This is a genomic window from Agrobacterium sp. CG674 (genome assembly GCF_053521645.1).
In genome coordinates this window covers 90,100-103,759 of the sequence record NZ_JBNWDZ010000004.1, presented here as the reverse complement: position 1 = coordinate 103,759, position 13,660 = coordinate 90,100, and the positions used below count along the sequence as shown (strand labels likewise).

At 57.4% G+C, this 13,660-nt stretch carries 8 protein-coding genes; 7 read left to right on the top strand and 1 reads right to left on the bottom strand.

Going from position 1 to position 13,660, the window contains the following annotated elements; translation table 11 throughout:
* Nucleotides 1–2 precede the first annotated feature (2 nt).
* On the top strand, nt 3–1,088 hold the full coding sequence (locus ACQZ51_RS12860) for an ABC transporter ATP-binding protein (protein WP_448777726.1): 1,086 nt from the start codon (nt 3–5) through the stop codon (nt 1,086–1,088).
* A 36-nt stretch (nt 1,089–1,124) separates the two neighbouring features.
* The gene (locus ACQZ51_RS12855) at nt 1,125–3,128 is read left to right on the top strand and encodes an aldo/keto reductase (RefSeq protein ID WP_448777724.1); all 2,004 of its coding nucleotides are present in this window, start codon (nt 1,125–1,127) and stop codon (nt 3,126–3,128) included.
* Between the two features lie 55 nt (nt 3,129–3,183).
* On the opposite strand, the gene ACQZ51_RS12850 is transcribed toward ACQZ51_RS12855, so the two are convergent.
* Nucleotides 3,184–4,371: an AGE family epimerase/isomerase gene (locus tag ACQZ51_RS12850; protein ID WP_448777722.1), complete on the bottom strand. Its 1,188-nt coding sequence runs from the start codon at nt 4,369–4,371 to the stop codon at nt 3,184–3,186.
* A 338-nt stretch (nt 4,372–4,709) separates the two neighbouring features.
* On the opposite strand from ACQZ51_RS12850, the gene bcsN reads away from it, so the two are divergent.
* The 5 genes from bcsN (at nt 4,710) to ACQZ51_RS12825 (ending at nt 13,580) form a co-directional block, all read left to right on the top strand.
* A complete protein-coding gene (bcsN, locus tag ACQZ51_RS12845; protein WP_448777721.1) occupies nt 4,710–5,594 on the top strand; it encodes a cellulose biosynthesis protein BcsN in 885 nt (294 codons plus the stop codon).
* A gap of 111 nt (nt 5,595–5,705) precedes the next feature.
* Nucleotides 5,706–7,901, top strand: a complete 2,196-nt coding sequence (bcsA, locus tag ACQZ51_RS12840; RefSeq protein WP_448777719.1) for a UDP-forming cellulose synthase catalytic subunit — start codon at nt 5,706–5,708, stop codon at nt 7,899–7,901.
* Complete coding sequence (locus tag ACQZ51_RS12835) at nt 7,898–10,291, top strand: cellulose biosynthesis cyclic di-GMP-binding regulatory protein BcsB (RefSeq protein WP_448777717.1); 2,394 nt, start codon at nt 7,898–7,900, stop codon at nt 10,289–10,291. Before bcsA ends, ACQZ51_RS12835 begins: the two co-directional genes overlap by 4 nt.
* The gene (locus ACQZ51_RS12830; protein ID WP_448777715.1) at nt 10,288–11,337 is read left to right on the top strand and encodes a glycosyl hydrolase family 8; all 1,050 of its coding nucleotides are present in this window, start codon (nt 10,288–10,290) and stop codon (nt 11,335–11,337) included. Before ACQZ51_RS12835 ends, ACQZ51_RS12830 begins: the two co-directional genes overlap by 4 nt.
* Nucleotides 11,328–13,580 carry a cellulose synthase gene (locus ACQZ51_RS12825; RefSeq protein ID WP_448777713.1) on the top strand — a complete coding sequence of 751 codons (2,253 nt, stop codon included), beginning with the start codon at nt 11,328–11,330 and terminating at the stop codon, nt 13,578–13,580. Before ACQZ51_RS12830 ends, ACQZ51_RS12825 begins: the two co-directional genes overlap by 10 nt.
* Nucleotides 13,581–13,660 lie beyond the last annotated feature (80 nt).

Below are 13,660 nucleotides of genomic sequence, written 5' to 3'. Positions count from 1 at the left end.
CAATGGCGGAACTTTCGCTCAAAAATGTCGTCAAACGCTACGGCTCTCTCGAGGTCATCCATGGAGCTGATCTGGACATCAAGGATGGGGAGTTCGTTGTCTTCGTCGGCCCTTCCGGCTGCGGCAAATCTACATTGCTTCGCATGATAGCCGGGTTGGAAGATATCTCCGGCGGAGAGATCAGTATCGGAGGCAAGGTCGTCAATGATGCCGAGCCGACAGACCGTGGCATTGCCATGGTGTTTCAGTCCTATGCGCTATATCCGCACATGACGGTTGAGCAAAACCTGTCCTTCGGCCTTCGCATGAACGGCAACCCGAAAGCCGATACCGATGAGCGCGTTCGCCGTGCCGCTGATATCTTGCAGATCAACGAGCTGATGCACCGCAGGCCAAAGCAGCTTTCCGGCGGTCAACGGCAGCGCGTTGCCATCGGCCGTGCCATCGTGCGGCAACCGCGTGTCTTCCTGTTTGATGAGCCGCTTTCCAACCTTGATGCCGAGTTGCGCGTTCAGATGCGGGTGGAGATTTCCAGACTGCACAAGCAACTCGGCACGACCATGATCTACGTGACCCACGATCAGACGGAAGCGATGACGCTTGCCGAGAAGATCGTGGTGCTGCGGGCAGGTCACATCGAACAGGTCGGCGCGCCTCTGGATCTGTACGACGACCCGGCCAATCGCTTCGTTGCCGGTTTCGTCGGTTCTCCGAAGATGAATTTCCTGCCAGCAACGGCCATCGCAAATGGACCAGGCAGTGTAACCGTGCGTCTTGTCGATGATCCTTCGGTGCAGCTGACGGTGCCGCTCACCTCACCGGTTGCTGGTGGCAGCGAGGTCGTTCTGGGTGTGAGACCTGAGCGTTTCGGCGAGGCTGGTCGCGGCGATGCGGATATCACCGTCGAGATCGATGTTGCGGAGCATCTGGGCAATACGAGCTACATCTATGCCCGCATGGCAGGCGGCACGCCCATCATCATCGAACGCCCGGATACGCGCCACATTGCTGCGGCGCAGAACCTGACAGTCTCCGTGATCTCTGAGCGGACCTTCCTTTTTGACAGCACGGGCCAGCGCCTGCGCTGAAAGCGCAATCTCGAATTAATAATATGAGGACATGCAATGACTGACGTTCAACCCATCCGTTGGGGCATCATCGGCCCCGGAACAATTGCGCGCACCTTTGCCGATGGTATCGCGCACTCCAAAACCGGCAAGCTCGTGGCAATCGCCAGCCGCAATCCCGGCAAGCCGGGCCTTGGCGATGGTTTTCCCGGTGCGCGCATCATCGACGGTTACGAGGCCCTGCTGGCTGATCCTGACGTGGATGCCGTCTATATCGCAACGCCCCACACCGGCCATGTGGAATGGGCTATCAAAGCCGTCCGTGCGGGCAAGCATGTGCTGGTGGAAAAGCCGATTGCGCTGACCGCCTATGATGCCGATGCCGTTTTTCACGAGGCACGAAAGGCCGGGGTTTTCGCTGGCGAAGCGTATATGTATCGCCTCCACCCGCAGACCGCGAAACTCGTTGAACTGATCAAGAGCGGAGCAATTGGTGAGGTCCGCCTGATCAGGACCAGCTTTGGCTTCAACATGGGCGGCTTCAACGGGGAACATCGCCTGTTTGCCAATGATGCGGCTGGCGGCGGCATTCTCGATGTCGGCGGCTACCCCGTGTCCATGGCGCGCCTCATTGCCGGTGCGGTTTCAGGCAAGTCGTTTCTGGAGCCTGAGAAAGTGTCCGGCGTCGCCCATCTCGGCCAGTCCGGCGTGGATGAATGGGCGTCTGCCGTTTTGAAATTTCCAAATGGCATCGTCGCCGAAGTCTCATGCTCGATCATGGCCCAGCAGGATAATGTGCTGCGCATCATCGGCTCTGAGGGGCGTATTGAGGTCGAGAATTTCTGGTTCGCCTCGGGCCACAAAGGTGGCGTCGGCAAGATCGACATCATCAAGGGCGCAGATCGAGAAACGGTCGAAGTGCGTGAGGATGGCTGGCTTTATGCTTTCGAGGTTGATGCGGCAGGCGAGGCAATTCGCGCTGGTCAGACTGAATTTGCCTATCCCGGCATGAGCTGGGCAGACAGCCTTGGCAACCTGCGCGCCATGGACCAGTGGCGTCAGTCCGTCGGTCTGGAATATGGCGTCGAAACGGCTGTAAAGCGTGTTCGCAACATCAGCGGTGCTGCGGTCGTTGCCGGAAACGCGGTGCCTAAAAGGACCATTCCGGGCGTCGCCAAGCCCGCATCCGTTGTTGCGTTGGGCTTCGAATTCTTCCCGAATTTTGCCTCCGCGTCGCTGACGCTCGACACATTCTACGAGGCGGGCGGCAATCTTTTCGATACAGCCTATGTCTATGGCGGCGGCAAAACCGAAGCTATTTTCGGAGACTGGCACACCAGCCGCAACGTGCCGCGTGAAGAGATCGTGGTCATCGGCAAAGGCGCGCATTCGCCGCTGTGCTATCCCGATATGATTGCCAAGCAGCTCGATCAATCGCTGGATCGGCTGAAGACTGATTATGTCGACATCTATTTCATGCACCGCGACAACACCAACGTGCCGGTTGGCGAGTTTGTGGATGCGATGGATGCTGAGGTGAAACGTGGCCGTATCGGCAGCATTTTCGGTGGCTCCAACTGGACACGTGAGCGCATGGATGAGGCTGCTGATTACGCCCGTAAAAACGGCAAGGCCGCACCGGCGGCACTTTCCAACAACTTCTCGCTTGCCGAAATGCTGGATCCGATCTGGGCCGGATGCGTATCGGCCTCCGACGATGCATGGAAGGAATGGCAGCGTGAGCGTCAGATCCCTAACTTCGCATGGTCAAGTCAGGGCCGTGGCTTCTTTACGGAGAGAGCCGGAAGGGACAAGCATGACGATGAGGAAATCGTACGCGTCTGGTATTCGGATCGCAATTTCCAGCGACGCGACAGAGCGATTGAACTGGCGCATGAATTGGGACGCGATCCTATCCATATCGCTCTTGCCTATGTCATCGCGCAGCCATTCCCTGTCATTCCGCTCATCGGACCACGCACGATTGCCGAGCTGGAAGACAGTCTCTCTGCACTCGATATCAAGCTGACGCCTGAGCAGGTGCACTATCTGGAGGCATAATTTCAGCATTCGCCACCCTCGCACCTGATCGAGGGTGGCGAATTAAACCTTTGTTTTAGCTGGCCATCGATTTCAGCATGTCCTCAGCCTCATAGATCGCGCAGACTATGTGATAGAAGGTGCTGGCAGGTGCTGGTTCATCCAGCATGGGGGCATCTTCGGGCCATTTGTCGAACCAGAGGCCGGACACCGGAGTATCGAGAAACGGCTGCAAGGCTCCAATGGCTTTCAGAGCAGAGGCCAGATAACGCTGACGTTCTTCGCCGTGGCTGACTGAGGCAAGTCGCAAAGCGGACTTCAGCCATTCGGTTTGTGGCCACAAACGAGCGAGTGGATCATGGACTGTGAAATCATCATAGAGGCTCATGATCGCCACCTTGCGGCGCGCACAAATTCCGTATGTCTCGCCAATCTCGAACATACGTTTTGCCTTGGTTATAGCTCCTTCGTCGTTCCGCAGGCTTCCCCAGCGCGTCAGGAGCCACGCCCATTCAAACTGATGGCCGGGCTCCATGATGCGGCCCTTTTCGCCCGGCATCGGGTTCCAGTCACGATCGAAAAACTCTCGCAGACCGCCTGACTTGGCGTCGATGAATTTCTCGATGGCAAGCGCTGCGATCTCGTCTGCCAGCTTATGCCACTGTCCCTCAGGGTCCACCTGTTCCCATGCCAGCATCGCTTCGAAAAAGTGCATGTGCGGGTTGGAGCACAGCGGCTCCACCGGAGGGTTTGCTTCTTCAAAACCCGCGACTGGATGGGCGTAGTCAGCTTGCAAAACATCGAGCAATGCCAAGGCGCGGGCGCGCATTGCATCTCGTCGGTCTGGAAACGCCATCGCGGTCTGCGCGGCGGCAAAGAGCGCGAAGGCCTGATTGTAGAAATCGAATGTCGGATCGATCAGCTTGCCCGAAGCATCCGCTAGATTTCCGTAAAGCCCGTTCTCAAGACGATAAACCTTGTCAAACCAGCTTAGGCCGTGATCGACAGCATTTTGCCAGCTCCCGGTCCAGCCGTTTTGGCCCGCGGCGGCGTAGCAATAGGCCTGACGCGGCTGCACCCGGGCGCGGCGGTCATCACCCAGCATCGGCATGCCATCTTGTCCAATACGTTCATGGAAACCGCCAGATGGCTTGGCCGCGCCGACCTCCCACCAGATCGGCAAGGCATCTTCATCGAGCCAACGTCGTAACCTTTTGACTTCATTTGAAAGCTGGTTGGTTGCGGTCATTGTTTGATCTGCCATTTCACTTCTTTTCAGTTGGATTCTTAGGCGGGTTTATAAATGCAGTCCAACTCCAACTTATATTTTACGGGTTCAGTTCCACATTTGTGGGTGCGCGCTGGCGGGCGGAGACGTGCCGCATGGGTAAGATTTAATATTGCTAAATTTTAATGCTCACGTATTCCATGAACATGGTTTGGTCATGGTTGATTCGGTTTGTGCGCACCTTCGCCTGCATATGGGGTGCAGCGGGAGCGGCGGTGGGGAAACTCGCCGCCTTTGTCCTATTTTCTGGTGTCGCGTTGATGCTTTCGGGATGCAATAACCCCGGCGGCGTCCGGTCATCAGGCGCGCCAAAGATGCTGCCTCCCGAAGAGGCCCTGATCTTTCCGCCACCCGGCGGTCCTGAAGTCATCAATGTCATCAGCCGTACCTATTCGAATGCGGTTCAGCAGGAGGTTATTCTGCGGTCGGATGCGCGCACACCGGGTCAGAATTACCTGAAAATAGAATTGTTCGGTCCGCAACGCGCCGAAGATACGGGCCGGGATGGCCTGTCCGGCGGCGGCTTGCGTGCGTCTTCGATCTCTCGTGAAATTCGCACGGCCTTCCCGGGCGCACAGATCGCGCCTTCGGCTGAATATCTTCAGAACGCCTATGGCGCTTTCTCCTACGCCTCAGGGCGAGGTGCGGGGGATGATGCCTGTCTCTATGCGTGGCAGCACATCCGCTCGCCTGAAGATATGCGGCAGGGCTTCAAGAACCTCGGACGCATTAATGTTACGCTGCGGTTGTGCCAGTCTGGCGTGACGACACGCGATCTTTTGTCGGTCATGTATAATTACACGATTACCGGAAGCTATGATGCTGAAGGTTGGAACCCTTATGGCACCGCTCAGAAGCCGCCAGAGGGACTGGGTCGTTCGGGAAATCCGATCTACCCCGTAACTGCCAGTGAATTTCCGATGCAGCCCGGCATGCAGACGCCGGTACCCCGACAGGGTCAGGCCGCACAGCCGATGGTCCGTCGTGTTTCATTGCCAGCCCAGCCAGCGCCAACGCCAATTCCTGTTGCAGAGGCTGCGCCATCGCGCGTCGTGATACCGTCACCCATGGTCGGCGGAGCCGCTGCCTCGCGGCCTTCAGACTCCTCATCGACAGCCAATGCCGAAGAGACAAAACGTGTCGTAATTCCATCGCCTGATTGCGTGTCGTCAGGGGAGGGGTCGCAAAGATGCAAGTAACATATTTAGCATCGACTTATTTATAATGCGCTACTGTAATGTGTCGCCGTCAAACTGCGGGCCAGGTCAAGGTATTTCGCCTCGTACCGGTTTGAAAACAGGGGTTTGCAGATGAGCAAGGTTATTTCCGTCATCATCTGGATGTTCGTGTCCGTTTGCGTGCTTGTCATCATCACGCTGCCAGTCAGTTTGCAGGCTCACCTGATTGCAACGGCGATTTCGCTTGTGCTTCTGGCCACGATCAAATCCCTGAACGGCAAAGGCGCATGGCGCCTGATCGGCCTGGGTTTCGGAACCGCCATCGTGCTGCGTTACGTCTATTGGCGAACCACCAGCACACTGCCGCCCATCAACCAGCCGGAAAACTTCATTCCGGGCTTTCTGCTGTATATGGCGGAAATGTACAGCGTGCTTATGCTGGCGCTCAGCCTTGTCATCGTTTCGATGCCTCTGCCATCGCGAAAAACCCGTCCCGGATCACCCGGCTATGTGCCGACGGTCGATATCTTCGTGCCGACCTATAATGAAGATGCCGTCCTTCTGGCCAATACGTTGGCTGCTGCGAAGAATATCGATTATCCGCAAGACAGATTTGTTGTCTGGTTGCTGGACGATGGCGGAAGCGTTCAGAAGCGCAACGCCTCCAATGTTCCCGAAGCGCAAGCCGCAACGCGGCGTCATGAAGAGCTGAAAAAGCTCTGCTCCGATCTGGGTGTCAATTACCTCACCCGTGAGCGCAACGTGCATGCCAAGGCCGGAAATCTGAACAACGGGCTTGATCACTCAACGGGTGAGTTGATCGTCGTTTTCGATGCCGATCACGCTCCAGCGCGAGATTTTCTGCAGGAAACGGTTGGCTATTTCGAGGAAGACGATCGCCTGTTTCTTGTCCAGACGCCTCACTTCTTCCTCAACCCGGATCCGATCGAGCGGAACCTGCGCACCTTTGAAACGATGCCGAGCGAGAACGAAATGTTCTACGGCATCATTCAGCGCGGTCTGGACAAATGGAATGGCGCATTCTTCTGCGGTTCCGCCGCCGTGCTGCGCCGTCAGGCGCTGAAGGAAACGGACGGCTTCAGCGGCGTCAGCATTACAGAAGATTGCGAAACGGCGTTGGCACTTCATTCGCGTGGCTGGAACAGTCTTTATGTGGACAAGCCGCTGATTGCCGGTCTCCAGCCTGCGACATTTGCAAGCTTCATCGGTCAACGCAGCCGTTGGGCGCAGGGCATGATGCAGATCCTGATTTTCCGTCAGCCACTTTTTCGCCGTGGGCTCTCGTTTACGCAGCGGCTTTGCTACATGTCGTCAACGCTGTTCTGGCTGTTTCCGTTTCCCCGCACCATCTTCCTGTTTGCGCCGCTGTTCTACCTGTTTTTCGACCTGCAGATTTTCGTCGCATCCGGGGGGGAGTTTCTCGCCTACACTGCGGCATATATGCTGGTGAACCTCATGATGCAGAACTTCCTCTTTGGCCGTTTCCGCTGGCCATGGATTTCAGAGCTGTACGAGTATGTGCAGACGGTTCATCTGTTGCCCGCTGTAGTCTCGGTCATTTTCAACCCGTCCAAGCCTACCTTCAAGGTTACGGCCAAGGATGAGTCGATCAGCGAAGCCAGATTGTCGGAAATCAGCAGGCCGTTCTTCGTCATATTTGGCGTGCTGGTCATCGCCATGATTTTCGCGATTTATCGCGTCTATGCAGAGCCCTACAAGGCGGACGTGACCTTGGTTGTGGGCGGTTGGAACCTGCTCAACATCATATTTGCAGGCTGTGCCCTGGGCGTCGTTTCGGAGCGCAGTGAAAAATCGGCGTCTCGCCGCGTCACCGTTAAGCGTCGGTGCGAATTGCAGATTGGTGAAAGCGATGCGTGGATGCCCGCCACCATCGAAAACGTGTCTGTGAATGGCATGCTGATCCATATTTTCGAAGAAGGCTTGTCCGTCGTCGAAAAGGGTTCAAAAGCGGTCATCCGCGTCAAGCCGCATAGTGAAGGCGTGCCGGAGACAATGCCGATCAACATCGTCAGATCTGTTCGCCAGAACGGCTACACATCGGTCGGCAGCACATTTTCACCCCAGCAGGCGGTGGACCACCGTTTGATCGCGGATCTCATTTTTGCCAATTCCGACCAGTGGAGCGAGTTGCAAAGCAGCCGCAGAAAAAATCCTGGCCTCATCAAGGGGACGGCGACCTTCCTGGCCATCGCGGTGTTCCAGACGAATCGTGGTCTTTTCTATCTGTTCCGCTCATTCGTGCCGGAGAAAAAGCCCAAGCCGACGGTGGAAAGGGTGAAGACATGATGAAACCCATCCTTCTCACCGCATTGCTTGCGTCCATCTCAGGCGTGGCCTTGGCGCAGTCCACGCCTTTCGACATGTCTCCTGAAAAGCCGGAGGCTCCAACGCCTTCACCGGTGACACCGCCACGGCCAGCTCCTGTGGCGCCTGTTGCGCCGGTGGTGCCTGCGGTGCCAAGACCTGCTGAGGTCACGGCACCAGTGCTTACTCCTGCGAAACCGGCCGCTTTGCCTGCGTCAGCTAGCACGGACGACCGCCGCCGCTATATCCTGCCATTTGCTGAACTCGGACTTTCGGGAGAGATGGACCAGCGCCAATGGACGCTGTATCTCACTCCTGAGCAGGTAAAAGCAGCCGTCTCGCTCAATATCGGCTATCAAAACGCAATCGTGGTAGCGCCGGAAAGCTCCAGCCTCCAGGTGTCAGTCAACAACGTTGCGCTCGACAGCAAAAGTGTGTCTTCGCCGGATGGTGAAGGCAATGTATCTATGTCGATACCGGCGGGCTCGCTTCAGGCTGGCGCGAACACCATTTCACTTGGCGTGCAGCAGCGGCATCGCACCGATTGCACGGTGCAATCCACCTATGATCTCTGGACCGATGTCAGCCCTTCTGGAACCTACATCGCTTTCAATGGGGATGTGGCCAACCGGTTTTATACGGTCGATGACATTCAAGCGATAGGCGCGGACGCAACGGGCACGACGACGATCAATATCGTGGCGCCGGGGCTTTCAAACCCGGCCTCTGCTCAACCATTGCTTAAACTGGCTCAGGCCCTTGCCCTGCGCACACAGATGCCGAACCAGAAGATCACGTTTGATACCAAGGCGCCGCCTGACCGCATGCCTGGATCGCTGACCGTCCTGGTCGGTACATCGCGCGAGATCGCAACTGCAACGCAGGCTGTTCCGCCAGAAGCGCTTGCTGGCCCTTACTCCGGTTTTGAGAGCGATATCGTTAAAGGCACGTCGGCTTTGGTTGTCAGTGGCCCGACACCGCAGGCACTGGCGCAGGCAATCGATACGCTGTCGTCAGCTGTCGAGCGGCCTGTGGGTTCTACGCGTGCAACCCTTTCCACAAGGTCCTGGCACACGCCGGATGCACCGCTTGTCATGTCGGACAGACGCCTTGCACTATCGACGCTGGGTGTCAGAAGCAGCGAGTTTTCCGGTAGGCGTTTCAGAACGGACTTCACTATCGGCACACCAGCGGATTTCTATGCTTCCGCTTATGGCGAGGCCACGCTGCTTCTGGATGCCGCCTATTCAAACGAAATTCTTCCCGGTAGCCACATCGATGTCTACGTGAATGGCAACATTGCCTCAACGGTGCCGATTTCAAATCGCGGTGGCGGCATTTTCAGGCATCTACCAATCAATGTCACCTTGCGCCATTTTGTACCCGGTGTGAACACTGTGGCCATCGAGGCCATCCTTGTCACGGAAGCGGACGCAGCCTGCCTTCCCGGTGCGCCAGCAGCACAGACCCCGCGCTTTGCGCTGTTCGATACGACAGAGTTTCACATGCCCAATTTCGCGCTGATTGGCAGGGCACCTGATCTTGCGGCGACGAATGGCGTCGGCCAGCCTTACCGCGCGAATGCCCAGCCTGTCGCCGTTTGGCTGGAGCGGGTGGACAGCGATACCATGTCTGCCGCTGCGACACTTCTCAGCCGACTTGCCATCGCGGGCGGCCATCCCGTCAATGTCGAAATGGTGGCGACACCTGCCGCAGTCGGTGAAAGAAACGCGCTGTTTTTCGGAACGTTGGGCCAGATGCCGCAAGCGCTGGTCAGCCAGCTTGATCTGGCATCCGCCAGCCAGGTGGCGTGGAAGGAAAATGAAGGAACGGCGGGTCCAGCCCAGACCGATCAGCTTTTTGACGACTGGCGGGAGCGGGTTGATGGTGGTCTGTGGCAAGGGCAGGTTTCCTCATTCGAGGAATGGATGAAGCGGAATTTCGATATCAGTTCGGATACATTGCGGTTCCTTCCCGGCGCAGAACAGATCTATACGCCGCCCGCCAATGTTACCTTTATGCTGGCGCAGGGTTTGAGCCCGGGCGGTCAAGGCGTGTGGACTATGGCCACAGCACCGACCGCATCAGATCTGCGCACCGGCATGGCGGCGATGACGGAACAGAAACGCTGGACCACGCTCGCCGGACGCGTTGCCACCTATGATGCCGCAGCTGACAAGGTGGAAACCATCGCTGCCGAACAGCCAAGCTTCATCGTCACACGGTCCTTCAGCTTCTGGAACTGGCGGCTGATTGCAGCCAACTGGCTGTCTTCGAACACCCTGTCCTATTCTCTTGTGTTTATCGGATTTCTAACGCTGCTCGGCTTTGTCACATATCTGATGCTGCGCGGTATGGGGCGTCACAAATGAAACATCGCGTTGCGCCTTGGCTCCAAACTCTTGCACTGTTCGTCATGATGCTCGTTCCCGCGCACGCAAATGCCGCCTCGATCACCCCACCAGATTGGAGCGCATACAAGACGGCCTTTCTTGATCCGGCGGGCCGGATCATCGATACCGGCAACAAGAATATCAGCCATAGCGAAGGGCAAGGCTACGGCATGTGGCTGGCGGTTCTGGCGGATAGCCCCGCTGATTTTGAGCTGATCTGGTCTTTTACCAGAACGGAGCTTCTGGTGAGGGATGATGGCCTCGCCGCATGGAAATGGGACCCTGCGACCGAGCCGCATATATCCGACATCAACAACGCCACAGATGGCGATATTCTGATTGCTTATGCGCTGGCGCTTGCCGCCAAGCAGTGGAACAAGCCGGAATACAGCCAGGCGGCACGCGCGATTGCTCAAACCGTTCTTGCCAAGACCGTTGTTCAGCGGGCCGGGCGCACGATTCTGCTGCCGGGAACGGTCGGATTTGCAGAGGCGGACCGCCCGGATGGCCCGGTCGTCAATCCGTCCTATCTTATTTTCGAAGCCTTTCCCGTCTTGAACGAGATTGCACCATCACCTCTTTGGGCTGCGTTGAGCAAAGATGGTCTTGCCGAAATCAAGGCCTATCTCTTTGGCCCCAGAAAGCTTCCCGCCGATTGGGTATCCCTGAAAACCAGACCTCGCCCCGCTGACGGCTTTCCGCAGGAATTCGGCTATAATGCCGTGAGGATACCGCTCTATCTGGTTCGTGCCGGGTTGGGAGATGCCGCGCTCAATCAAAGGCTGATCGCTTCGACAACAGTGGAGGGCGGAAGCATGGCCACATTCGACCTGCGCACCGGCAACCCCAAGGACGTGCTCTCAGATGCCGGTTACAGGATCATTCCGGCGCTGTTGGCCTGCGTGGCGAATAAGGCTCCCATTCCCGAAGAGCTGAGGCCGTTCAAACCGACACTCTACTATCCATCGACGTTGCATCTCCTCGCATTGTCTTTCGCAACGCAGACGCGTGAGGAATGCCTATGATCGGAAAACCAGTTTACATAGCGGCTGCTGTTTTGGCCATCGGTGCGGGCAGTGCCTATCATTGGCGCGATCAGCTTATGGGAAGCACCGCAACGGTTCAGACCACCGGGTCGATCGGCCGCGATGTTTTTGGCAATCGGCAGCTTGGCGAAAAATCGCTTATGCCCGATGCGATCCGCTTTGCGCAGAATGACACGCAGCCTTCTCCGCCGGTCACTATGCCTTCGCCCGTTGGGGCTGAGGGGCAGATGCTTTCGCAAGCTACCCGCCCGCCAGCACCTTCCGTTGCTTCGCCTGCTTCCTCGGTCAAAGTGGATGAAAGTGCCCTTCGCTATTTTGCAGCGCAGGGGGATAAGGCCCGACTGGAAGCCGAAATCGCGCGTCTGAAAGTGCTTTATCCGGACTGGACGCCACCGGCAGATCCGTTGGCTTTGCCGGAGCAGGGCGATGCGCAACTGGAGACGATGTGGCAGCTCTATGCCAATGGTCGATATGCGGAGGCTCGAAAGGCAATTGCAGACCGTCAGGTCGCAGATCCCGCGTGGGAACCGCCTTCCAATCTAACTGACATGCTGAAACTGGCCGAAGCACGGCAGCGGCTCGTCAATTCTTCGGACCTCAAACAGTATAATGCCGTGGTGGAGACCGCAGCTTCCAATCCACAATTGCTGACCTGTAGCGAAGTCGATGTTTTGTGGCGGTTGGCGGAAGCCTTCGTGCGCACCGACAAACCCGAGCGCGCACGTGACGTCTATAACTATGTGCTGAGCAATTGCGATGGGCCGGCCGAACGGCTTGCCACGGTGCAGAAGGCGTCCACCCTCTTGCCGATTGGTATGATGGATGACCTCCTGTCCAAGGAGAAACCCGGTGCTGATGGAAAGCTAGAGTTTGATCCGATCAAAGATGATCTTGCGCGTCAGTTCGTTGCCAATGCCGGTGAAAACAAGGACATCTCGGTACCCACAGCATATCTGCTGAGGATGGAACGCGTCGCCGAAAGCAGCAAGCTTCCAAGCGATGCTTTGCTGCTGGGGTGGTACAACATACGGCGTGACAAAGCTCCTGATGCGGAAAAGTGGTTTCGTGGTGCCCGAGCGGCGGAAGATTCGGCTGCCGCGTCGCAGGGCCTTGCCCTTTCGCTCATCGCACGCGGTGATCCGCTGGAAGCGGAAGACGTGATGTATGAATGGCGCTCCTCATCCGAGGATGCGAGAAAGACCTATCTCGCCGCCGCAGCAAATCTCCTCGCACTGGATCCGCCGATCGCGCTTGAAGCGGATGTCCTCAGGCGCATCGCCGAAGAAGCTGTTTCGCAAAAAGACCCGGCCACTGCCCAGGAATTTGGATGGTATTCGAGAGCCTTCAAACAGCCGCAACTGGCCATGCAATGGTTCAGCACCGCCTTGGGCTGGAAGGCCGATGACGAAGCATCGGCTTACGGTTTGGCCCTTACCTATCAAGAACTCAACAATGCGGCGGAGGTGCGTCGGCTTCAGAGCCAATGGGGTGCGCAATCGCAACGCATCCTTGAGATCGGACGAACCGCGCCTGATGGCCGCGAGGTTCCGGCCAGCGCAGAGGTGGCAGGCAACCGTTCCCCTGTCAGCGCCGCCACCGCCCAGCCGGCGGAAGTGGTTTACCGCACGGCAGCGCCAACGGTCGCTGCACGTCAGGGCCGTGTCGTCACACGCACGCAGACCACGTCCAAATCGGGTCGTTGCTCAACATTCGTGAACCCGGATGGTCTTGCGCCACAACAGGCCTTGCAACAGGGCTGGTGCCTGATGGATGCCAACAGACCGGCAGAAGCGTTGAAAGCATTCGGTTCAGCACTCAGAGGCGGGCAGGAAACTGTTCGAAGCGACGCTGCCTATGGCCAAAGCCTTGCCTATTTGCGCATGGGGCTGACGGACAATGCTGCCGTTTCCGCGACCAGATCCGGCATGGACAAGACGAAGGCAACGGAACTCCAAGTTGCTATTCTCACCGACCGTGCCTTGGCTGCATATCAGGGCAAGCAATACGAAAAGGCGCTGATCCTGCTTGATCAACGCGCACGCTTTGCCACGGAACGCAGCGATCTGATGGTGATCAGAGGGTATGCCTACCTCAATCTTCAGCGGTATGCCGAAGCCATTCAGGTATTTGAGGGGCCTGCCTCAACAGGCCATCGCGATGCTGTCCGAGGGCTTGCAGCAGCGCGGGATGCGCGGCCAAGCCGTGGCCCAAGCGGCGGGTAATCCGTCTCTCGAATTTCAGAAGGTCTCACGTAAAGAAAAGGCCCGCGCCGATGAAATCGGGCGGGCCTCTTTCGTGCGGT